Source organism: Rothia mucilaginosa ATCC 25296 (assembly GCF_000175615.1).
Lineage (GTDB): Bacteria > Actinomycetota > Actinomycetes > Actinomycetales > Micrococcaceae > Rothia > Rothia mucilaginosa.
On sequence record NZ_ACVO01000017.1, the window covers coordinates 19005 to 41939 of the forward strand.

General features: G+C 62.4%; 19 protein-coding genes and 1 riboswitch. Of the genes, 7 read left to right on the top strand and 12 right to left on the bottom strand.

The annotated features are described in order from the left end of the window. On the bottom strand, window positions 1–978 hold the full coding sequence (locus ROTMU0001_RS06600; protein WP_005508826.1) for a GNAT family N-acetyltransferase: 978 nt from the start codon (window positions 976–978) through the stop codon (window positions 1–3). Between the two features lie 128 nt (window positions 979–1106). Beyond that, window positions 1107–2486: a glycine--tRNA ligase gene (locus ROTMU0001_RS06605; protein WP_005508827.1), complete on the bottom strand. Its 1380-nt coding sequence runs from the start codon at window positions 2484–2486 to the stop codon at window positions 1107–1109. A 232-nt stretch (window positions 2487–2718) separates the two neighbouring features. On the opposite strand from ROTMU0001_RS06605, the gene ROTMU0001_RS06610 reads away from it, so the two are divergent. Continuing rightward, window positions 2719–2934 carry an RNA-binding S4 domain-containing protein gene (locus ROTMU0001_RS06610; RefSeq protein WP_005508828.1) on the top strand — a complete coding sequence of 72 codons (216 nt, stop codon included), beginning with the start codon at window positions 2719–2721 and terminating at the stop codon, window positions 2932–2934. Window positions 2935–3329: 395 nt separating this feature from the next. On the opposite strand, the gene ROTMU0001_RS09140 is transcribed toward ROTMU0001_RS06610, so the two are convergent. From ROTMU0001_RS09140 to ROTMU0001_RS06630, 4 genes are all read right to left on the bottom strand, one after another. Beyond that, window positions 3330–3467 carry a hypothetical protein gene (locus tag ROTMU0001_RS09140; protein WP_162013011.1) on the bottom strand — a complete coding sequence of 46 codons (138 nt, stop codon included), beginning with the start codon at window positions 3465–3467 and terminating at the stop codon, window positions 3330–3332. Between the two features lie 99 nt (window positions 3468–3566). After that, window positions 3567–5591 carry a copper-translocating P-type ATPase gene (locus ROTMU0001_RS06615; RefSeq protein WP_044143493.1) on the bottom strand — a complete coding sequence of 675 codons (2025 nt, stop codon included), beginning with the start codon at window positions 5589–5591 and terminating at the stop codon, window positions 3567–3569. A gap of 260 nt (window positions 5592–5851) precedes the next feature. Then, entirely contained in the window at window positions 5852–6148 is a 297-nt protein-coding gene (locus ROTMU0001_RS06620; RefSeq protein ID WP_044143495.1) for a heavy-metal-associated domain-containing protein, read from the bottom strand. A gap of 440 nt (window positions 6149–6588) precedes the next feature. After that, window positions 6589–7341, bottom strand: coding sequence for an alpha/beta hydrolase (locus tag ROTMU0001_RS06630; protein WP_005508833.1), 753 nt, complete (start codon window positions 7339–7341; stop codon window positions 6589–6591). 94 nt (window positions 7342–7435) lie between these two features. Between ROTMU0001_RS06630 and ROTMU0001_RS06635 the strand changes: the two genes are divergently transcribed. Continuing rightward, on the top strand, window positions 7436–8251 hold the full coding sequence (locus ROTMU0001_RS06635; protein ID WP_005508836.1) for a MerR family transcriptional regulator: 816 nt from the start codon (window positions 7436–7438) through the stop codon (window positions 8249–8251). A 131-nt stretch (window positions 8252–8382) separates the two neighbouring features. Here the strand turns inward: ROTMU0001_RS06635 and ROTMU0001_RS06640 are convergent, their stop codons facing one another. From ROTMU0001_RS06640 to ROTMU0001_RS06650, 3 genes are all read right to left on the bottom strand, one after another. Continuing rightward, window positions 8383–8733 carry a MerR family transcriptional regulator gene (locus ROTMU0001_RS06640; RefSeq protein WP_005508837.1) on the bottom strand — a complete coding sequence of 117 codons (351 nt, stop codon included), beginning with the start codon at window positions 8731–8733 and terminating at the stop codon, window positions 8383–8385. A 355-nt stretch (window positions 8734–9088) separates the two neighbouring features. Further along, window positions 9089–10417 carry a homoserine O-acetyltransferase MetX gene (gene metX, locus ROTMU0001_RS06645; RefSeq protein ID WP_005508841.1) on the bottom strand — a complete coding sequence of 443 codons (1329 nt, stop codon included), beginning with the start codon at window positions 10415–10417 and terminating at the stop codon, window positions 9089–9091. Window positions 10418–10609: 192 nt separating this feature from the next. Next, window positions 10610–11956: a bifunctional o-acetylhomoserine/o-acetylserine sulfhydrylase gene (locus ROTMU0001_RS06650; protein WP_005508842.1), complete on the bottom strand. Its 1347-nt coding sequence runs from the start codon at window positions 11954–11956 to the stop codon at window positions 10610–10612. A gap of 103 nt (window positions 11957–12059) precedes the next feature. Next, a riboswitch (SAM riboswitch) is annotated at window positions 12060–12172 on the bottom strand. Window positions 12173–12512: 340 nt separating this feature from the next. Between ROTMU0001_RS06650 and ROTMU0001_RS06655 the strand changes: the two genes are divergently transcribed. The 5 genes from ROTMU0001_RS06655 to ROTMU0001_RS06675 all read left to right on the top strand — a co-directional run bounded on the left by ROTMU0001_RS06655 (window position 12513) and on the right by ROTMU0001_RS06675 (window position 18877). Further along, window positions 12513–13499, top strand: coding sequence for an ABC transporter ATP-binding protein (locus ROTMU0001_RS06655; protein ID WP_005508843.1), 987 nt, complete (start codon window positions 12513–12515; stop codon window positions 13497–13499). Beyond that, window positions 13496–14356, top strand: coding sequence for an ABC transporter permease (locus ROTMU0001_RS06660; protein WP_005508844.1), 861 nt, complete (start codon window positions 13496–13498; stop codon window positions 14354–14356). Before ROTMU0001_RS06655 ends, ROTMU0001_RS06660 begins: the two co-directional genes overlap by 4 nt. 1 nt (window position 14357) lies before the next feature. Next, a complete protein-coding gene (locus ROTMU0001_RS06665; protein ID WP_005508845.1) occupies window positions 14358–15188 on the top strand; it encodes a hypothetical protein in 831 nt (276 codons plus the stop codon). 75 nt (window positions 15189–15263) lie between these two features. Next, the gene (gene rsgA / locus ROTMU0001_RS06670; protein ID WP_005508846.1) at window positions 15264–16484 is read left to right on the top strand and encodes a ribosome small subunit-dependent GTPase A; all 1221 of its coding nucleotides are present in this window, start codon (window positions 15264–15266) and stop codon (window positions 16482–16484) included. A 215-nt stretch (window positions 16485–16699) separates the two neighbouring features. Further along, on the top strand, window positions 16700–18877 hold the full coding sequence (locus ROTMU0001_RS06675) for a S9 family peptidase (RefSeq protein ID WP_005508847.1): 2178 nt from the start codon (window positions 16700–16702) through the stop codon (window positions 18875–18877). 479 nt (window positions 18878–19356) lie between these two features. On the opposite strand, the gene gatB is transcribed toward ROTMU0001_RS06675, so the two are convergent. Genes gatB through gatC form a run of 3 tightly spaced genes read right to left on the bottom strand, consistent with a single transcriptional unit; the run spans window position 19357 to window position 22778 of the window. Further along, a complete protein-coding gene (gatB, locus tag ROTMU0001_RS06680; RefSeq protein WP_005507019.1) occupies window positions 19357–20862 on the bottom strand; it encodes an Asp-tRNA(Asn)/Glu-tRNA(Gln) amidotransferase subunit GatB in 1506 nt (501 codons plus the stop codon). After that, window positions 20862–22466, bottom strand: coding sequence for an Asp-tRNA(Asn)/Glu-tRNA(Gln) amidotransferase subunit GatA (gatA, locus tag ROTMU0001_RS06685; protein WP_005507017.1), 1605 nt, complete (start codon window positions 22464–22466; stop codon window positions 20862–20864). Before gatA ends, gatB begins: the two co-directional genes overlap by 1 nt. A gap of 15 nt (window positions 22467–22481) precedes the next feature. After that, complete coding sequence (gene gatC, locus ROTMU0001_RS06690) at window positions 22482–22778, bottom strand: Asp-tRNA(Asn)/Glu-tRNA(Gln) amidotransferase subunit GatC (RefSeq protein WP_005507016.1); 297 nt, start codon at window positions 22776–22778, stop codon at window positions 22482–22484. Window positions 22779–22935: the final 157 nt, after the last annotated feature.

Below are 22935 nucleotides of genomic sequence, written 5' to 3' on the forward strand. Positions count from 1 at the left end.
CTACTCGGTCACGTAAATATAGGTCGGGTCGCCCTCCACCGAAGCAGTGCCGGCACGCAGCAGTACGTCAGTCACCTGAACCAGCGCCTCCATGGCGTCGTCAACCTCAACCAGCACCGGGTACTTAGCACTCAGCAGGGACAACACCTGCATAATCGCCTCCACGGCACCCTCATTATCGAAGTCGTAGCCCAGCAGCAACTCCGTGGCGGTCTTCTCATCCACCAGCGCCGCCTCCGGGTCAGTCTCGAAGGGGTGGTAGCTCACCGCAAACGCCACAATCGGGCCCTTCTTACCCTCAGCAGCAGCCTCACGAATATGGTCACGAAGCACCACGGCACCAAAGGCACGCACCTCATCCGAGAGGAAATAGCGGTTCACGGTGCCCAAACCCACCTCGGCGGGAACATCCCACTCGTGGGCGCGGCGGTAGAAATCCCACAGCGCGGCGGTCAGCTCAACCGAACCGGTCGCCAAATCCTCAATCGCCTGAGTCTCGTTACCGTCAGCGTCCTCACGCAACGACACCGGAGGAATCGCCCCCGGCTCCACACGCACCATACGGGAACGCTGAACCAGCTTCATACCAGTTGCCTGCGCGAACTCCTCACCGTCACTAAACGGCGACAGCTTCACACGCAAAGCAGTCGTCTGACCGTGCGCCGCCGCAATCTCACGCAACGCATCCAGCAGGGCAGTACCAATACCCTGACGGCGGTGGTCAGCTGCGACCTCCACATACGACCACAGACGCGTCGGATGCAGCAGCGAAGCCACCACAGTACCCGCAGCCACCGGAACACCCGAAACAGTCACCACCAGGGTACGGCTAAACGGCGCGTCACTGTCCGGGCCAAAGAGGCCACGCTGGCGCTCCTCAACCTCATTGCGGGCAGAGTTCCAAATCTCAAGCAGGGCAAGGTCATCACCCTCCTGCCAAGGGCGAATCTCAAATTTTTCGCTGAGGCGTTCAGCCATATCCGTGCACCTTTCCTTCGCTCGCGTCAAACGTGCCAATCAGTCTAACCAGGGTAGCCCAAATACACGACGGCGGGTAGCCTCTTTCGCTCTAAGAAGCTACCCGCCGACCATGTTATAAATTATTTTTAGCCTGCCAGGCGTGCAGCCAGGTAAGACTTCACCTGATCCAGAGCCACACGCTCCTGGTTCATGGTGTCACGCTCGCGGATGGTCACAGCCTGATCCTCAAGAGTGTCAAAGTCCACGGTGATGCAGAACGGGGTACCGATCTCATCCTGGCGGCGGTAACGGCGACCAATAGCGCCCGCCTCGTCGTAGTCCACGTTCCACAGGCCACGCAGCTCATTCGCCAGCTTAGTTGCCGGCTCAGACAGCTCAGCCTTCTTCGACAGCGGCAGAACAGCAGCCTTCACCGGTGCCAGGCGCGGGTCGAGCTTCAGCACGACGCGCTTATCCACGCCACCCTTAGTGTTGGGTGCCTCATCCTCGACGTATGCGTCAACAAGGAACGCCATCATGGAGCGGGTCAGACCGAAGGACGGCTCAATCACGTACGGCACGTAACGCTCACCGGTAGCCTGGTCGAAGTACTCAAGCTTCGCGTTGGAGTGCTCATTATGCACACCCAGGTCGTAATCGGTACGGTTCGCAACGCCCATCAGCTCGCCCCACTCGGAACCCTGGAAGCCGAAGCGGTACTCAACGTCAATAGTGCCAGCCGAGTAGTGTGCACGCTCCTCCTTAGGAACGTCGAAGCGGCGCATGTTATCCGGGTTAATACCCAGGTCAACGAACCAGCTCCAGCAGTCCTCAACCCACTCGTTGAAATACTTATCAGCGTCATCCGGGTGCACAAAGTACTCAATTTCCATCTGCTCGAACTCACGAGTACGGAAAATAAAGTTACCGGGAGTGATCTCGTTACGGAACGACTTACCAATCTGACCAATACCGAACGGCGGGCGCTTACGAGAAGCAGTGACCACATTGTTGAAGTTCACGAAAATGCCCTGAGCGGTCTCGGGGCGCAGGAAGTGCAGACCCTCCTCATTATCAACCGGGCCCAGGTAAGTCTTCATCAGACCGGAGAAGTTCTGCGGCTCAGTCCACTCACCGCGAGTGCCACAGTTCGGGCAAGCAATCTCTTCCATGCCCTCAGCCGCGCGGCCCTTCTTCGCCTCAAAGTTCTCCAGCAGGTGATCCTGACGCAGACGCTTGTGGCACGACAGGCACTCAACCAGCGGGTCGGTGAAGGTCGCCACGTGACCGGACGCCTCCCACACCGCACGAGGCAGAATAACGGAGGAATCCAGGCCAACCATGTCCGCACGGGAGCGGACGAAACGCTGCCACCACTGCTGACGGATGTTTTCCTTCAGCTCTGCACCGAGGGGGCCGTAGTCCCATGCGGAGCGGGAACCGCCGTAAATTTCACCGGCCTGGAAAACAAAGCCGCGGCGCTTCGCGAGCGCAATAACGTTATCGAGGGTGGACTTTTCAGCCATAGTTACTCCTTCTGCCCCGCCACCGGCTGTGACGTGCGTGAGTTCGGGTTCATAAGGGACGCGGCCCAGAACGGGGCGCCCGCATTCGCGCTCATCGGCGCAATATGCACACTTTTTGATGCAAGACACTAGGGTACCATCACCACCCCACCCCTGGGTATGCCTACCCGACCCACCACTCCCCCATTTTTACCGGACGCCAGGATGCACCCGGCGGGATAAACTAGGAAGCATGGAAGAAATTTTTATTCGCGATGACATGATCCGCCTCGGCCAGTTCCTCAAGCTCGCCAACCTCGTAGAGGACGGCGCGCAGGCACGCGAGGTCATTCAGCACGGCCTGGTAAAGGTCAACGGCGACATTGAGGAAGCACGCGGCAAGCAGCTGCACCCCGGCGACACCGTCACCTTCAACGGCGTGACCGTGAAGGTCGCGCACGAGGACTAGTCCTCTCTCTGCTTGGTTAGAGCTACAGGCGAGGGGCAGTGACCGTCCTCGTTCCTACAGGGAGCCCGCCCTCGCTTCGCTTCGGGCACCCTGATGTCACTTCGGACGGCACCGCCCCTCCGCTCGCACCAAATCGCGTACCTCGGACAGCCGGGGTAGCTATACCCTCCGGAAGCGACATCAGGGTGCCGCCCCGGGCGCTCTCCGCAGCGAAGCAAGGAAGAGCGGAGCGTCCGGGTGCGGCGGGTGCCCCTGCAGGAGCGGAGGAAGGGTATAGCGTCCCACCCACCCAGCCTCTGTAGGAACGAGGACGAATACCGCTTTCCAAGCGGAAGCAAAAGCTCAACGTAAAGCCCTCGAGTCGTAATGACCCGAGGGCTTTACGTTTAGTCGATTTAGACGTCAGAGCCTTCCACTGCGCCGGTCGCCTCCGCAACCTTCTGCGCACGAATACGCGGCTCCTTACCCTGCACCTTCACCTCCAGGAACTCGCCCACATGGCGAATCTCCATGGCGCTCACGCCGTGATCCATTCCACCCATCTCGTCCGTGGTCCCCATATGACCCTGAAAGGGTGCGCTTCATGGTGGAGCCTTTCAGGGTCATATGGGGCAGTGGAGAGAAGTGGTGAATCAGCGGACGGCGGTGGATGCCGGAGTAGGCGTGGTGTGTTCTTCCTTCGGACTGGTGGGAGCCAGGTGGGCCGGGTCCAGATCAATCCGGCGCAGCAACTGAGCGTTAAGCGCCACCACAATCGTCGACAGCGACATCAACACCGCAGCAGCAGCCGGGGGAAGCAGAATGCCGCTAGAGGCGAGCACGCCGGCGGCCAGGGGCACGGACAAGATGTTGTAACCGGACGCCCAGATGAGGTTCTGGATCATCTTGCGGTAGCTGGCCTGCGAGAGCTCAATCATCGACAATATTGCCCGGGGATCGTCACTGGCCAGGACCACTCCGGCGGATTCCATTGCCACATCCGTGCCGGCCCCGATGGCGATGCCGACCTCGGCGCGGGCCAGGGCCGGGGCGTCGTTGACACCGTCGCCGACCATGGCCACGCTCAGGCCACGCTCCTGTAACTGGGTGACCTTGGTGTCCTTGTCCTGGGGCAGAACCTCGGCGAAGACCTCATCAATCCCCAGGTCCTGGCCAACCGCATGGGCCACCTGTTGCGCGTCACCGGTAATCATCGCGACCTTCACCCCGCGGTCCTGCAGGGCTTTCACAGCGGCGCGGGATTCGGGGCGGATCTTGTCCTCGACGGCCACCGCACCGATAATCTGACCGTCGCGGACAATATGGAGTACACCGGCCCCACGCCCGGTCCAGGCGCTGGTGGTGTCGGTGAGCTCGGCCGGGGTGGTGAGGTTGAACTCGCGCAGCATGTTCGGCCCGCCCACGAGGATCTCAGCGCCATCGACAGTGGCCCGGACCCCCCTGCCGGAGGCGGCGCTGAAACCAGTTGCACGGATTTGCCGACGAGAGGCCTCGGGATGGGCGGCCGCGGCCGCCACGATGGCGCGGGCCACGGGATGCTCGCTGTCGGCCTCCGCGGCGGCGGCCAGGGCCAGCAGCTCGCCCTCAGTGACGCCGACAGTTGCCGCGACACCGGTGACCGCGTGCGCGCCCTCGGTCAGGGTACCGGTTTTATCGAAGAGCACCACGTCGATGGTGCGCATCCGCTCGAGCGCCATCCGGTCCTTGATGAGCACCCCGGATTTCGCGGCCCGCTCGGTGGAGATCGCAATGACCAGCGGAATCGCCAGGCCCAAGGCGTGCGGGCAGGCGATGACCAGCACCGTGACCGTGCGCACCACGGCATCGTCCGGGCTGCCGATGGTGGTCCACACCACCGCGGTGATCAGAGCAGAGATTAGCGCGAACCAGAACAACAACGCCGCCGCCCGATCCGCCAGGGCCTGGGCCCGGGAGGAGGACTCCTGTGCGTCGGCAACCATGCGTTGGATTCCGGCCAAGGCGGTGTCCCCGCCGGTAGCCTCCACCCGGACGCGGACGGTGTTGTCGGTGGCCACGGTACCGGCGACCACCTTGTCACCGGTGTCGCGGAAGACGGGACGGGATTCGCCGGTGATCATCCCCTCATCGAATTCGGCGGCTCCGTCGATGATGGTTCCGTCGGCCGGCACCCGGGCACCGGCCCTCACCAGCACGACGTCGCCGACGACCAGCTCGGAGATGTCCACGGTGCGGGTGGTCCCATCGATGACTTTCTCGGCCTCATCCGGCAGCAGGGCAGCCAGCGCGTCAAGCGCGGAGGACGCACCCCCGAGAGCGCGCATCTCCAGCCAGTGGCCCAGCAGCATGATGGTCACCAGCAGGGCCAGCTCCCACCAGAAGTCCAGGTCAAAACCGCCCAGCCTCAGAGTGGTGACCCAGGAGGCGACAAACGCCACGGTGATGGCCATGGCAATCAGGAGCATCATCCCGGGTTGGCGGGATTTCACTTCCTTCCATCCGCCCTTGAGGAAAGGCGTTCCGCCGTAGACGAAGATGATCGTGTCCAGTACCGGGGGAATCCAGGTGGATCCGGGGAATTCCGGGAGGGGGTAGCCGAGCAGGTGGGCGACCATGGGGCTGAAAATAACGACGGGAATGGACAGAATCAGTGACCACCAGAAGCGTTCCCGAAACATTGCGGTGCTGTGCCCGGCGTGTTCGCCGTGACCATGAACCTGGTGGTCTTCGTCCAGGACGGAGTGCGGGTGACCGTGGTGCATCGCCTGGCCGTGGGTGTCGGCGTCTGCGTGGTGTTCGTGGCTGGCATGATTCGGGTGGTGGGTGTGGTCTGTTTCCGGAGCGGGGTGATCACCATGGTGATCGCCGGAATGGTGGGGAGTGTTCATGACGTTCCTTTCGCTCAACCCGGTCGGGGTCGAGATGATGGGTAAATCGATCAGGATAAGACGGTGTAGCCGGTCGCCTCGATAGCCCGGCGAACCGTCTCCGGAGGTACGACACCGGTGACCGTGACGGTGGAAACACCACCAGCAGCGAGATCAACCTGGACGTCGTCGACCTGGGAGAGGGTCTGAAGGGCCTGGGTCACGCTTTTCGCGCAGTGCCCGCAGGTCAGGCCGGTGACCTGATAGCTAGAGGAGGACCCTCCTGCTGACGAGTCGCTGGCGGCAGGGTTGGAGACGGTGTCGGCACGTGAGGCAGGTCCGCAACAGCTGCAGCCGTGGGAGGCCATCGGCAAGAGGCGGGGCGGGGAGGCGATCCTGGGAAAGCTCCTACGGGTCGGTGGGATGGGGCGATACTGCTCTCCAGTATATACCCCCCTGGGGTATATTTTGAAGGGCGGCGATGCTATTCTCCAATATATACCCCCCTGGGGTATATTTTCAAGGGGTGGGGGCACTGCCCTCATGCGGGGCAGGGTGTGGTCACCGAGCAGCCTCCTCACTGTCGGGAGGGGACAGTGGGAGGCGGAGGGCGCATCCGGAAAACGCGACTGCACCCGCACAGCATCCCAGCGCGGAAAGGCGGTATCGTCCGAAAGTGACATCAGGGTGCCCGAAGCGAAGCGAGGACGGGTCCCCTGTAGGAACGAGGACGATAACCGCCTTTCCAAGCGGAACTACACGTAAGCCCCCGAGTCGTCATGACCCGAGGGCTTTCCATATAGTCGATTTAGGAGTCAGAGCCTTCCGCGGTGCCGGTCGCCTCCGCAACCTTCTGCGCACGAATACGCGGCTCCTTACCCTGCACCTTCACCTCCAGGAACTCGCCCACGTGACGAATCTCCATGGCACTCACGCCGTGACCCGCACCGGCGTACAGCACCTTAATGCCGTCGGTGTACTTGCGGATCCAGTCGTAGGTGTAGTTCACCATCTCCTGCGGGATGACGGGGTCTTCCTGGTCACGACCAAAGAACACCGGCAGTTCGGTCTTCTTCAGCTCCTCGTCCTTGAAGTACGGCGAATCAGAATCTACCGCATAGCCGGACAGTCCCACCACAGCGGCGAACTCGCCGGGAGCATGACGCACCATCGAAGTTGCGATGCCCATACCCTGCGAGAAGCCCAGCAGAGTCACCGAAGCATACGGTTCACGGTTCGCACGCACCCACTCCAGCACGTAGTCACTCGCCTGCTCAATGGCGCGCTGGTCAGATTCGAGCTGCTGGTTCAGCGGGTACCACTGGTAGCCGATAGCGTCTGCGGCAATGTAGGCTCCGGTCGAGTCCGCAGAGAACTGGCTACCAACCGGCTGCGGTGCACGCATGGAGGCGTAGGTGAAGCCCTCCTGCGGAAGGTGCGCCGCCAGAGACAGCAGATCGTGCTCCTGGGAGCCGTAGCCGTGCAGCATGAGCACCAGATGGGTGCCTGCGCGTTCGTTCTCGGGGCGGGTGTATTCGACGACGTATTTGTTTTCGCTCATGCACCCATCTTAGCGAGGACTCCCCCGCAAACCTGCACCGCAGGTTCCGCTGCTAGCTTGACCCTCACCTAACGTGAGGTTTTAGAGTGAAACCATGGACGCGAACATAACACCACCTGACGGGCAACACGAATACACCGTAGGAGAAGCGGCATCATTACACGGGCTAACAGTCCGCACGCTTCACCACTGGGAGCAGCGAGGCTTGCTCAACCCGGCGCACGATGAGTTCAACGGGTACCGGTACTACACCGATACAGACCTTGAACGAATCACCGTCATCATGGGATACCGCGCCATCGGCATGAGCCTTGACGCTATTCGCAACATACTGCATGACCAGGCGAACAGCACCGAGCATCTGCTCGCTCAGCGGGATATGCTTCAACGCAAAATCGCCGCGTACGGGCGCATGCTTGAAACCATCGAACACCTTTTGGAGGACACCATGGCACCTAAAAATGAGCAGCTCAGCGCCGCCGAAAAAGCAGAGATCATGGGTGAGGGGTTCAGCCTCGCCCACCAGCAGGAAGCGCAGGAGCGTTACGGAAAAACTGACGACTGGGCTGAATACCAGCGCCGAACTGCAACGATGAACCGTGCCGACTGGCAGAACGGCAAACAGCAGGTTGACGAGGTAGAGCAGGCCCTCGTCGAGGCATTCAACCGCGGCGTGAAGCCGGGCAGTGAGGAGGCGAACGCACTCGCCGAGCGGCACCGCGCCTCCCTGTTCTTCTTCGAGGTCACCCCCGCTAAGCACGCTATTCTAGCCCGCGGCTACGTTGAGGATGCCCGTTTCAAGGCACACTACGAGAAGCTTGCGACCGGGCTCGCAGAATGGTTGCGGGATGTCATCTACGAGAATGCTCGTGCACACGGTATTGACCCGGAAAAAGCGGCTTGGGGTTAAACCTACGGGCTGAAAATACCCAGTAGCTAGGGGTGAGTAGCTGAGTGTGAAAGCTGAGCACAAAAATACGCCCGGTATTCCCAACGTTGGGAATACCGGGCGTTTATACGCGTCTGCAGAAGACTAGTTACCTAGCGGGTGCCGTCGATGTGACGGCGGTGCTCCTGAATACGGCGATCCAGGTGCTCAAGGTTCTGCTGCAACCCCACAATCTCATCCTCAATCTTCTGACGGGCGCGCTCCATCACATCAATGGATAGGGCGTGGTCGTCCGGATTGCTCAAAATCGTGCGAATGTCGGCAAGACTCATTCCGGCCTGACGGCAGGTAGCAATAAACCGTGCAGCGGAGATAGACTCCTCATCAAAAATACGGGTTCCGTGAGCATCACGGGGCACAGCAATGAGCCCCTCTTTTTCGTAATAGCGCAGGGCGTGGGTGCTCACCCCCAATTGCTCCGCTACCTCTTGAATACTTACCACAGCTTTAATGCTATGGGGTTAGAGCGGGTCTAAAGCAAACCGAGAACCCTTACCTTCCAGTGCAACAGGAGGCTACTTCCGCGGTATCTCGCGGAGGTTTCGCAAAACACCCGAAAAACCGGAAAATATTCCCTGACTTGGCACAACACTCTTCATAAAGATAGAAAAAATGCCGGACGCTCGCATCATACGAACGCCCGGCATTCTATTACATAACCCTAAGGGTGAAGGTTAATTCACGGTGGGCGGAAGGACAGTTGAGAATACCCAGTCATTCCCTCACAATCCCACACCCACTGTTTGGATAAAACAACATTCAGCAGGATGCGTGAAACGCCTTCGGGCGCCGGTCGAGTTAGCGATTAACAGCGCCGTACAGGCGAGTCATCGATTCCAAAGCTTCACGTTCACGCTGCGCCTCACTCGGGGCGGCGGATTCATCTTCAACGCCGAGGGCGCGCGCCAGAATCTTCTCCACCTGCTTCGCCTCAATCAAGAAGCCGTCATGGCCGTGGTTCGACTCGATAATGTCCACGGGCACCGGGGTGGGAAGCGCCTCCGCCAGGCGGTGCGACTCGTGCGGGAAGAACAGACGGTCCGTGTTCACCGCCGCAATCGTCCACTCGCAATCGGTGTGCGCCAGCGCCTGTGCCAGAGTGCCGCGGCCACGAGCCACATCGTGCGAAATCAGCGCCTCATTCACAGCCAGGTAGCTGTTCGCGTCAAAACGCTCAACCAGCTTGGCGCCGTGGTGATCCAGGTAGCTTTCAATGGCGTAGCGGCCGCGCGGCTCACCCAGCGAACCGCCCACAGTGTTTTCGCCGCGGTTCTCTTCGCGGCCGAAGCGGTGCTCCAGCTCTGCGGGGCTGCGGTAGGTGGTGTGCGCAATACGGCGCGCCAGAGCCAGACCGGCAGTCGGTGCAGGACCGGCATAGTAGTCGCCACCGGCAAAGTTCGCATCCGAACGAATCGCAATGTTCTGAGTGTGGGCCCAGGAAATCTGCTCCGCCGTAGCCGAAGGACCGGAGGCAATGACCGCGCATCCGCGCACCAGCTCGGGGTTAGTTGCCGCCCACTCCAGGGCGCGAGCACCACCGAGGGAACCACCAATCACGTAGCGGAAGCTCGTCACGCCCAGTGCACGCGCCAGACGCGCCTCCGCACGTACGGAGTCGCGAATGCTCACCTGCGGGAAGCGGGAACCCCAGTGCTCACCAGCGCCCGGGTAGCCCTCGGGGACGATGCTCGACGGACCGGTAGAACCGTAGCAGCCACCCAAAATATTGGGAGCAATCACGAAGTAGCGGTTGGTGTCCACGACCGAGCCGGGGCCCACGATGCCTTCCCACCAGCCGTCCGATTCGATAGCGCGAATCAGCGGGGCGGGCATGTCGGGGGTGGGGACGCCGCGGGAGACATGCGTGTCACCGGTGAGCGCGTGCAGGATCAGGATGGCGTTATCGCCAGCCTCGTTGAGGGTGCCCCAGGTTTCGTAGCCGATGGTGACCTGCGGCAGGGTTACGCCGGATTCGAGCTCCAGGTCGCCGATGTTCAGCTGACGCAGGTAGCCTTGCGCTTCGGGGTGTTCGCGCTGGGTGCCTGCCACGGGGATGGGCGCGGTAACAGGCTGGTTGATAGTGCCGGGCTGGGTGGTGCCGGACTGGCTAGTGCTCTGGGCGGTCATGGGGGTTCCCTTCACTGGGTTGGCCGGCGAGGTGGTGCCGGGTGTGAGCGGGGTACTCGTCTGCGGGTTGAATCTGCGGGTTGAGGCAGCGAGGCGGCGGTGCCGCGCGCTTATGAAATGCTCCGTAACGGGGAATCCGCAGGTGGACCGAAAAGCCGTAGCTTGCCGGTCCACCTGCGGGTGCATCACCGTTTAGGAGAGGGTGTCGAAGCCCAACTGCAGGTCGGCGAGAATATCGTCGATGTTCTCGATACCGACAGCAAGGCGGATGAAGTTCGGGTACACGCCAATCTTCTCCAGCTCCTCAGTGGAAAGCTGAGAGTGGGTGGTGGAGGCGGGGTGAATCACGAGCGAGCGCACGTCACCGATGTTCGCCACGTTGGAGTGCAGCTTGAGGGCGTCCACGAAGTCGCGGGCCTGCTCCAGGGTTGCGTCCTTGAGGGTGAAGCCGAGCACCGCACCGGGGCCCTTGGGCAGGTACTTCTGTGCACGCTCGTACCAGGGGGAGGATTCCACGCCAGCCCAGATGACCTTCTCGACCTGCGGGTTTGCTTCGAGCCAGCGGGCGACCTTGGTGGCGTTCTCAACGTGACGTTCGATGCGCAGGGAAAGGGTCTCCAGGCCGATGCCGATGTTGAAGGCGTTGGTCGGGGAGATGGCGGCGCCGGTGTCACGCAGCAGGGAGACGCGCGCCTTCAGGATGTAGGAGAGGTTCGCGCCGAACGCGGAGTCCTTACCCAAATCGCGTGCGTAGACCAGGCCGTGGTAGCCGGGGGCGGGCTGGTTGAACTTGGGGAACTTCTCGGGGTCTGCACCGTAGTCGAAGTTACCGGAGTCAACGATCACGCCGCCGATGGAGGTGCCGTGGCCGCCCAGGTACTTGGTGGCAGAGTGGACGACTACGTCTGCGCCGTGCTCGATGGGGCGCAGCAGGTACGGGGTGGGTACGGTGTTGTCCACGATCAGGGGCACACCGTTTTCGTGCGCGATCTTGGCGATGGGCTCAATGTCGAGCACGTCGTTGCGGGGGTTGGGCACGGACTCGCCGTAGAAGAGCTTGGTGTTGGGTCGGACTGCGGCGCGCCATGCGTCCAGGTCGTCCGGGTCCTCAACAAAGGTGGTTTCAATGCCCAGGTCGGCGAGGGTGTACTTGAGCAGGTTGTAGGTGCCGCCGTACACGGAGGGCGAAGCAACAACGTGGTCGCCTGCACCGGCAATGTTCAGGATTGCGTAGGTGATAGCTGCCTGACCGGATGCCAGCAGCAGCGCGCCTACGCCGCCTTCCAGGGAGGCGATACGGTTTTCGATGACTTCCTGGGTGGGGTTGTTGAGGCGAGTGTAAATGGGGCCCAGCTCGGCGAGGGCGAAACGGTTCGCTGCCTGCTCGGCGCTGTCAAAGACGAAGGAAGTGGTCTGGTAGATAGGTAGTGCCCGAGCTCCCGTTGCGGCATCCGGCGCCTGACCTGCGTGGATCTGGCGGGTTTCGAACTTCCAACCGGCGGGGTTGGCGGGAGTCGGGACGGTAGTGTTGTTGCTCATGCGTGGCTCCTATTGGGGATTCTTAAGGGGCCGCATGCCGACGGTACAGGAATCGTCGTCGAATAATCCTGTCACGATTGATGTACCGGTTTCGGTCACATCGGTCCCGCGCTTGCGTCACGCTTGTGCGTGCCGCCCGGTCTTCACCCAGGGCACCCCACCGCGGAGGAGGGTTGCCGGCCAGCTAGCTGGGGCTTATCGCTGGCGCTCTTGACCTGTTATTTAGAGTGTCATAGGGCACGGGGCGGGGTCAAGGATTTTGTGGGTGCGCGGTACTTTAAGACATTTCATTGCAAAGATGACGTTTTTTAACGTCTGTCATAAAACGCGAACGACGGTGCCGGGGCAATCCGAGGACGAGGCAATCGAGATGCGGAGGCGGACACCCACCATCCACACAGTAACCCCCATCACTTTTATCTACGGTTTTTCGGTACACTGAAATGACACATACACTCACGCAGGGTACAACTCGCTACGGCTCGCTACGCCGTTTATCCTGCTCAGCATCCCTCCGGTATAGGGGCCAGAGGGTCATACCCGAAGGTTACCTACCATGTCTCTTGTTCTTGATGCGGCGCAGCTCAGCCGCGTCTTTGGCAAAGGTGAAAACGCTTTTACCGCCGTCGACCGTGTGTCACTTCGCGTTAGTTCCGGTGAGATTCATGCTCTCCTCGGCCCCAACGGTGCGGGCAAAACGACGACCGTGCAGATGTGCTCGACCCTGCTCACACCCACCGGCGGTAGCCTCACCGTGAACGGTATTGACGCTATCGCCCACCCGCAGCGGGCTCGCCGCCACGTGGGTCTAGCGTTGGGCGGGGAGAACGGCTTCTACCCGCGCGCCAGTGCCCGCGATAATCTGCTGTTCTTCGCCGATGTTGCGGGGGTTTCCGGGCGGGCTCGACGACACGAGGTGGAGCATGCCCTAGCCCGTGTGGAACTCACCGATGCGGCAACGCGGCCTGTCCAGGAGTTTTCTCGCGGCATGAAGCAGCGCCTACATATTGCCCGCGCCCTGCTCGGCTCCCCCGCTCTGCTCCTGCTGGATGAGCCGACCAACGGGCTCGATCCCGATATCGCTCTGACCGTGCGTACCCTCATCCGTTCTCTCGCGGAAGACGGCGCCGCCGTTCTGCTGACGAGTCACCTGTTGGGCGAAATCGAGGATTTGGCGCACACTATTACCGTTTTGGGCGCAGGTTCTGTCGCCGTGAGCGGCACCCTCGAGGACGTTGCCGCGCACGCAGGTATTGCCGCCACGACCGTGGTTCAGGTGGACCCCACCGCCACCGAGGGTCTTGATACACTACGCGGATTCCTCCACGATAAGGCGGCGGTACTTTTTGCCCCGCGTGGTTCCGGCTGGGAGCTAACCCTCTACTGGCATGGCGAGCGCGCCACGTTCGAGGCGGGCGAGGCTCACCGCATCCTCACGGAGGGGCTTGCCACCGCGAACATTGGGGCACGGACCGAACCGTACACACGCCCGGCAACCTTGGAAGAGGCATACCTGGCGATGGCGGAGGGGCTCAAACGATGAACGCTCAGACGCAACGCTCGGAAGAGTTCCAGCGGCAGGGTCGACGGTACGACCTGTGGCAGGAGTGCGCCCGCCAGTTGCGACTCATGGGCTTTAGCCTGCGCCAGTTCCTGACGGTCCCCTACTTCATTCAGCTGCTCATCAGTACGGTACTCGGCTCGGTCATCCTTCAGGCGCTCGCCGTGCATGCGGCGGCGCAGAGCTCCGCGGGTCACTCCGTTGACCCGACCCTAGCCTGGACTCGCGCCGGCATTGTGGGCATGTGGTCGGTCTGCATCGTGTCTGCGGGCATCATCAATTTTGAGCGTTTCCGCGGGACCCTCGTGTACCTGTGTTCGGGGTCAATCTCTCCGGTGCGGGTGCTGGCGGCTATCGTTTCAAGCGCCTCCATTGTGGGTCTGGCTGCCTTGCCCCTATCGTGGGCGGTTTGGGCTCTTGTGACACTCAACCCGCAGGTCACGGATTTTTCGGTACTCTGGCCGCGCTACGTTCTGGGCGTTCCCCTGCTGTGGCTTGCGTGCCTGTCGGTCACGTTCATGATTGCGGTATTCTTCGTGGCCACGCCGAACGCTATCGCCTACGAGGAGCTATTGCTCGTGCCGGTTTTTATTCTTTCCGGGGTTCTCTTCACGACCATTGAAGCGCCCGCCTGGCTGGATGCCGCGGGCGTGCTCATTCCCCTGCAGGCGCCGGTTCACCTGCTACTTGGGCGTACCGCCATCACTACCCCGGCGGATGCACTCTTGCCCGTAATTCAGACCCTGGTCGTGAGCTTCATCTGGGCGTTGTGCGCCTTCCTTTTTGCCCGGAAGGCTCTCGCCTCAGCCCGCCGTCGCGGCACCCTGGGGGCGATGTAGCGTGCGTATTCTCTCTTCTGCCGCTCTGCCTAGCGTGGCGCGTCGGGCTCTGTCGACCGCCTCTATTGGCTGGTCATCTTCTATTACCTTCGCAACCCTCGGAACGGCCATCACGACCCTGGTGCTCGTGCCGGGCCTCAACGTGCTTTTCACGGTGCTTCTGGGTGCCGACCTTGCGGCGAACGATACTGTGCGCATCGGCTGCGCGACCGCGCTGATTACGACCCTCAGCTCCGTGGCAGCCGGTATTGTCGCGCGCGTTGCCACCGACCGGTGGATTGGCGTCTTCGAGTATGTGTGCACGGCACGCCCCGTGGATGCGGGCTACTGGCTGGGGGCGGCGGCGGTACCGGCGTTGCTGGCTTCCGTGACGGGTCTGAGCAATGTGGGCATCGTGTGGTTACTGTCCCTCACATCCTCCGCTGCGGGAGCAAGTTCCGGGCTTTTGGTCGGCACCATCTTACTGATGCCGGTTGCGATTCTTGGCGGGGTCTGCCTGGGCATTTTTGCCGCCGGTTTGGGTCTGTACCTGTCGGATCCGTACACGGGCTCGAATGTTCTATCTATTGTTCTGCCGGTCAGCGCGGGCGTGATTGTGCCGGTGAGTACCTACCCCGGCTGGCTTGCCTGGCTGTGTTCCTGGGTTCCGGGGTCCCGGCTGGTGCAGGCTTTAGATACCTCTGGCAGTATTGCGAGCAGCACTACCCCGAATCTCTTCGCGCTCCTGGCAGCAGACACAGCCCTGGCAGTACTCTACGCCGCTATCGGGCTGGGGCTGACTTTCCTTGCCGCCCGCCGCATCCGTGCCGGCGCCCGCGCCTCGCTGTTGTAAACGGTGAACCCTGAAAAAGAACGAGCCTTTTACTCACCCGCTATCCGGGCGCCGCAACCAAGAAAGACTATTCCTGTGACCATTGCTCCCGCTTCATACACCTTAGAGACTCTAGGGTTCGACCCCTCCTGGCAGGGTTCAGCAATCCGCGCCGCGTTCACCCTCGGCGGCACGCTTGAAGATTTCACCCTCGCCCGCGTGAGCGCAGTGCACCGCACCCGCTGCGAACTGCTGACCTGCGAGCAGGGTGAGCTCATTAAGCTTTCCGCTCCGCTGCGTCCGGTTGAGAACGACTACGGCGAAGAAGAGTACCCCCTCGTCGGCGACTGGGTACTCACCCAGCCCATCCCCGGAACTGGCGGTGCAGCCCACCCCGCGGAGCATAAACCCCTCGCGATACTGCCCCGGCGAAGCTACCTCACCCGCCCCAGCGCCACCCGAGAATCCGCGGATCAGCCTGTCGCCGCCAACGTGGATATACTCTGCATCGTTGAGCCCTGCTTCCCCGAGCCGTCCATTGGGCGAATTGAACGTTACACCGCCCTGGCGCACGCATCCGGAACGCAGGTCGCGCTGATTCTCACCAAGGGTGACCTGGTAACGGCCGAACAGCTCGCCGGGTATCGGGAATCTCTGGGTGGCGGCGTGGATGCGGTGCTCACCGTCTGCACGGATAACGGCTACGACCCCGCACCGGTCGCGGAACTCGTCGCCGGACGTACCGCCGCGTTCCTGGGCCGTAGCGGCGCCGGAAAATCCACCCTGGTCAACGCCCTGCTCAACCCCGGAGTTGACCCCCGCGAGGATAGCCAGGAATATCAGGTGCAGGTCACCTCCACGGTCCGAGATGCTGACGGCAAGGGGCGCCACACCACCACCAGCCGCCAGATGCTTGTTTTGCCCGGTGTGGAAGGCTCAAGCGAAGGAGACTCGACCAACGCAAAATCATCATCTGGCACGGTGCTGATCGACACTCCGGGTGTGCGAGCCCTAGCCGCACCGAGCGATAGCGCCGCGATTGACGAAACCTTCGACGACGTCTCCGGTTACGCTTCCGCCTGCCGGTACAGCGACTGCTCCCACGGCTCCGAACCCGGATGCGCGGTGCAGCAGGCCATCGCTGACGGCGCTCTCGACCCCGAGCGCTTCGAACGCTACCGCAGGATGATAGCCGAATCCGCGCGTCTACGCCTGCGCTCTCAAGAACGTGAGTACCGGCAGAGTAACCGTGCCTTCACAAAGGCAAACAAGGCAGGCCGCCGCACCCTCATGTCCATTAAGGGGCGCGCTAACTAGCCACCGAATTCGCACGTTCCAGAAGAGTGCAGGGGACTAATCTGGGTGATACTGCTCAGGCCGCAATATAGTAGCCTGCCTCACTCTTCGATACACTAGAAGTAGGCGTGCCCACAGTCCCCCGCGCACTCTCACCGCCACCCGGCGGCACAGGAACGCGGGCGCAGACGGCACACACCATTCACAAACCCATAACTCATGAAAGAGGTGGCAGCATGGCTGAACAGAACCTCACCCCGCCCGTACCGAAGAAGGTCGAGCACCGCCGCGAACACCACGGCGACGTCTTCATCGACCCCTACGAATGGCTCCGCGACAAGGAAAGCGAAGAGGTCCTCAACTACCTCAAGGCAGAAGCCGAATACACCGAAGCTGTCACCGCAGACCAGCAGCCCCTCCGCGAATCCATCTTCAACGAAATCAAGGGCCGCACCCTGCTGTCGGATCTGACCGTCCCGAACCGTATCGGTGACTGGTGGTACTACAGCCGCATGGTGCCCGGCGGCCAGTACCCCGTCTTCTACCGCTACCCCGCCCTGCACGAAGGCGACGAGGTGGTGCGCTACACCCCGCCGACCGTCACCCCCGGCGAAGTACTCGAGGGTGAAGTCGTCATCCTCGACTGCAACGAATACGCCAAGGACATGGAGTTCTTCTCCCTCGGCAGCTTCCAGCCCGCACGTAACGGCAAGCTGCTGAGCATCTCCGTGGACGAAAAGGGCGACGAACGCTACGAGCAGCGCTTCCTCAACATGGAAACCGGCACCTTCCTCGAAGACACCATCCCCAACATTGCGGCGGGCTCCTTCTTCATCAACCACGCCGAACAGCTCATCTACCTCGTCCCCGACGAGTCGTGGCGCCCCTGGCGTGTCTACGTGCACGACGTCGGACAGGGCACCGAAGACCACCTGATCTACGAGGAACCGGACAACACCATGTGGCTCGGCGCCGCCATGAGCTCCGACCGTTCCTCCGTGGTCATTACCAGCTCGAATTCCGAGTACACGGAGGTGCGCCTCATCCCCACCCGCGAACCCAAGGGTGAGCCGACCCTGCTCATCCCCAAGAGCGCGGGCATCGAATACTACGCTGAGCCGCTCAACATTGCCGGCGAGCAGCACCTGCTGATTCAGCACGACTACAATGCGTTGAACTCCGAGCTGGTACTCGCCGACATGCCGCGCGAAGGTGAAAGCCTCGAAGAGTACGCGCAGCGTTGGGTGCCGGTCATCCGCCACAGCGAACACGTGCGCTTGGAGGGCTTCACCTTCACCGCAACGCACCTGGTCGTCACCGCCCGCGCGGACACCACCACCCGCATCTTCCTCGCACCGCGTGAGCAGCTGCCCATCCAGTGGCGCCGCCGCCGCCCCGCCGGCGTGACCTTCATGGAGCCTGCCGGCTTCGATGAGGAACTGTACACCGCATCCGTGCTGCGTGCGGAGAACTACTCCCCCGTGCTGCGCATCGCCTACACCTCGTACCTGACGCCGCGCCGCGTCTACGACTACTTCCCCATGTCGCAGACCCTGCTGCTGCGCCGTGAAACCCCGGTACTCGGCGGCTACAACCGTGAGGACTACCGCGCTTACCGCGACTGGGCACCGGCGGCGGACGGCACGCTCATCCCTATTTCGGTGATTCACCGCGCCGACCTGGACATGAGCAAGCCGCACCCGGTCATCCAGTACGGTTACGGCTCGTACGAGTCATCCATGGACCCGATGTTCTCCATCCCGATGCTGTCGATTCTGGACCGCGGCGTCATCTACGTCATCGCGCATATTCGCGGCGGCGGCGAGATGGGCCGCTCCTGGTACCAGAACGGCAAGAAGCTCGCGAAGAAGAACACCTTCACCGACTTCGTGGACGTCACCAGCTACATTGCGGCTAAGCCGTGGGCTGATGAGGCGCGTATCGGCTGCTACGGCGGTAGCGCCGGCGGCCTGCTCATGGGCGCCGTCGTGAACCTCGCCCCCGAAAAGTACGCCGCCTGCCTGGCTGCCGTGCCGTTCGTGGATGCGCTGACCACCATCCTCGACCCGGAGCTGCCGCTGTCGGCGATGGAGTGGGAAGAGTGGGGCAACCCGATTGAGGACCCGGAAGTGTACGCCTACATGAAGTCGTACACCCCGTACGAGAACATCCGCCCGGTCCGTTACCCGGCGATTGCTGCGGTGACGAGCCTGCACGACACCCGCGTGCTCTACGTGGAGCCTGCGAAGTGGGTTGCGGCGCTGCGTGAGCAGATTGACCCGTCGTCGCCGGTGCCGCTGCTGAAGATTGACATGTCGGGCGGTCACGGTGGTGGTTCCGGCCGGTATACCCGTTGGCGTGAGATTGCGTGGGATTACGCGTTCCTCATGAGCAACCTCGGCGTTACTGAGTAGGCTATAACCAAGCAAGCCACGCTTTAAAAAGAACGCTCCGTCTGTATCTAAGTGATACGGACGGAGCGTTCTTCGTTTATGTAGCTTGCTCTGCTCGAGGGACGGTGCTCGTCCTCGTTCCTACAGGGAACCCGCCCTCGCTTCGCTTCGGGCACCCTGATGTCACTACGGACGACACCGCCCCTCCGCGCGCACCTCACCGGAGCCGAGGGTAGCTATACCCTCCGGAAGCGACATCAGGGTGCCCACCCGGGCGCTCTCCGCCGCGAAGCAAGGAGAAGCGGAGCGTCCGGGTGCGGCGGGTGCCCCTGCAGGAGCGGAGGAAGGGTATAGCGTCCCACCCACCCAGCCTCTGTAGGAACGAGGACGATAACCGCCTTTCCAAGCGGAACCATGCGGGATAAGAGAGCACAAAAGAGGCGCCGCCTCCCACACGGGAGACAGCGCCTCTTTCGTTAAAGCCGGATCAGCGGAAAAGCTTAGCCTTCCACGCCGCACTCAGCCAGAATCAGCTCACGCACGCGGGCGGCGTCAGCCTGACCGCGGGTAGCCTTCATGACCTGACCGACGATAGCGCCAGCAGCCTGAACCTTACCGGCGCGAATCTTGTCGGCAACGTCGGGCATTGCTGCCAGTGCTTCCTGAACGGCTGCGGTAAGCGCACCGTCGTCGGAGACCACGGCGAGGCCGCGTGCCTCAACGATTTCGGCGGGAGTGCCTTCACCGGCGAGGACGAACTCGAGCACCTGGCGGGCGATCTTGTCGTTGATCTTGCCTTCGGAGATGAGCGCTTCGAGGGCGACCACGGTTGCGGGCTCCACGCCGAGGGCGGTGAGCTCAACTTCAGCCTGCTTTGCGCGGCGGGCGATTTCGCCCATCCACCACTTGCGGGCTGCAGCCGCGGTTGCGCCTGCGGCGACGGTCTCTTCGATGACGTCGAGTGCGCCAGCGTTGACTACGTCGCGGAACTCTTCGTCGGAGTAGCCCCACTCACCCTTGAGGCGGCGGCGGCGCTCTGCCGGGGGTTCGGGCAGTTCGGCGCGCAGACGCTCAATCCATTCGCTGTTGGTGACGACCGGTACGAGGTCCGGTTCGGGGAAGTAACGGTAGTCGTCAGCGTCGGACTTGGGGCGGCCCGAGGAGGTTTCGCGGGTGTCTTCGTGCCAGTGGCGGGTCTCCTGGGTAACCTTTTCGCCGCGTTCGAGGATCGCTGCGTGGCGGCGAATCTCGTAGCGGACGGCGCGCTCAACCGAACGGAGGGAGTTCACGTTCTTGGTTTCGGAGCGGGTGCCGAACTTCTCTGCGCCCTTGGGCATGAGGGAGACGTTGGCGTCGCATCGGACGTTACCGCGTTCCATGCGGGCGTCGGAGATGCCGAGGGAGCGGACGATGTCGCGGATTGCGGCAACGTAGGCGCGTGCCAGTTCGGGTGCGCGCTCGCCGGCACCGACGATGGGTCGGGTGACGATCTCGATCAGGGGCACGCCTGCGCGGTTGTAGTCGACCAGGGAGGAGGTTGCACCCTGAATTCGGCCGTCTGCGCCGCCGACGTGGGTGAGCTTGCCTGCGTCTTCTTCCATGTGGGCGCGCTCAATTTCGACGGTGAAGATGGTGCCGTCTTCGAGCTCAACGTCCAGGGAGCCGTTTTCCGCGATGGGGCCGCCAGCCTGGGAGGTCTGGAAGTTCTTCGGGGAGTCCGGGTAGAAGTAGTTCTTGCGGGCGAAGTAGGACTTGTCTGCAATGTCGCAGCCCAGTGCCAGGCCGAGCTTGATGGCGGACTCAACAGCGGTCTTGTTCACCATGGGCAGCGCGCCGGGCAGGCCGAGCGATACGGGGGTGACGTTGGTGTTGGGTTCGTCGCCGAACTCGTTGGGTGCGGAGTCGAACATCTTGGTCTTGGTGTTGAGTTCGACGTGCACCTCGAAGCCGAGGACCGGGTCGTACTTTTCGATGGCTTCTTCGAAGCTGAGGACTTCTTCACTCATTACTTGGTTCCCCCAAAGTCAAAGTCGCGGATCAGAGTTTCGGTGTCGGGCAGGCTCTTGTAGAGCGGTGCGCCCCATTTTGCGGTGAGCAGTTCTTCCAGTGCTGCGCCGACGCGGTACAGGCGTGCGTCTTCGCGTGCGGGTGCGGTGAACTGGATGCCGACGGGCAGGTTGTTCTCTTCGGAGAGGCCGCCGGGCAGGGAGAGCGCCGGGACGCCTGCCAGGTTGACGGGCACGGTTGCGACGTCGCCCAGGTACATTGCCATGGGGTCGCCTTCGGTCTTCTCGCCGAGCTTGAACGCGGTGGAGGGCGCGGTCGGGGAGATGAGCACGTCGCACTTTTCGAATGCTGCCGCGTAATCGCGCTGGATGAGGGTGCGTACGCGCAGTGCGGCGCCGTAGTAGGCGTCGAAGTTACCTGCGGACAGTGCGTAGGTGCCGAGGATGATGCGGCGCTTGACCTCGTGGCCGAAACCTGCGGAGCGGGTTGCGGACATGACGCGTTCGATGGTGACGGGGCCGTCTTCGGGTACGACGCGCAGGCCGTAGCGGACGCCGTCGTAGCGTGCCAGGTTGGAGGACACCTCGGAGGACATGATCATGTAGTAGGCGCTGATGGCTTCGGTGACGGAGGGCAGGGAGACCTCGATGATCTCTGCGCCTGCGGCACGCAGCTCTTCAACGGATTCGCGGAAGCGTGCGAGGACGCCTGCTTCGAAGCCTTCGCCGTTGCCGCCGCCGAGTTCCTTGATGACGCCGATGCGCAGTCCGGACAGGTCGCCCTTGCGTGCGGCTTCGGCACCTGCCTTGGCTTCTTCAACGAAGTTGCCGGGCTCATCGGGCAGGGAGGTTGCGTCGAGCGGGTCGTGGCCTGCGATTGCTTCGTGGAGCAGCGCGGTGTCCAGGACGGTGCGTGCGACGGGGCCTACCTGGTCGAGGGAGGATGCCATGGCGATGACGCCGTAGCGGGAGACGGAGCCGTAGGTGGGCTTGACGCCGACGCTACCGGTCAGCGCTGCGGGCTGGCGGATGGAGCCGCCGGTGTCGGTGCCGAGCGCCAGGGGTGCCTGGAAGGCGGTGACGGCTGCTGCGGAGCCGCCGCCGGAGCCACCGGGTGCGCGGTCGAGTGCCCAGGGGTTGCGGACTACGCCGAATGCGGAGTGCTCGTTGGAGGAGCCCATTGCGAATTCGTCGAGGTTGGTCTTGCCGAGGATGGGCATGCGTGCTTCGCGGACCTTGCGGGTGACGGTGCCGTCGTAGGGGCTCATCCAGCCTTCGAGCATGCGCGATGCTGCAGTGGTGGGCTGGCCCTTGGTGACGATGAGGTCCTTGACGGCGATGGGTACGCCTGCGAGCGGGGGCAGTTCCTTGCCTGCTGCGCGGTCTGCATCCACTGCTGCTGCGGTGGCGAGTGCTTCTTCGGCGTTGATGTGCAGGAAGGCGTTGAGGCCGCTCTTACCGTCTGCTCGGTTGTCGCTCAGGGGTGCGCCGTCGGTGGCTGCGATGCGGTCCAGGTGTGCCTGGGTGAGCTCGACGGAGGTGATTTCGCCGGATGCGAGCTTTTCTGCTGCTTCTGCGGCGGTGAGCTGGATCAGTTCGTTCACTTGGTTGTTCTCCTCTTAGTCTTCGTCGAGGATTGCCGGCACGCGGAACTTGCCGTCCTGTGCGTCGGGGGCGCCGGAGAGCGCCTCTTCCTGGGTGAGGGTGGTGACGGGTACGTCTTCGCGGAAGACGTTCTCGAGGGGGATGGGGTGGCTGGTCGCGGGGATGTCGGCAGTTGCTTTCTGCGACATGGTCTCAACGGATGCGACGATGACGTCCAGCTCAGACGCCATCGCGGTGAGTTCTTCATCGGTCATCTCAATGAGTGCCAGCGATGCCAGGTGCTTTACCTGTTCAAAGGTGATGGCAGACATGGTTCTCCCGTAGTTTGTTTTCTTCTCTCTTCTCTAGTGTAGTGGAGGTTGCGTTTTCCGTCTCATTGGGGGTTGGAGGGTTTACCTGCTGGTTTGCGTGGTCAGGCGGTGTTCCTCTCCCCTATTTTCGGGTTAAATGCTCAACGCCCCGCTCCTC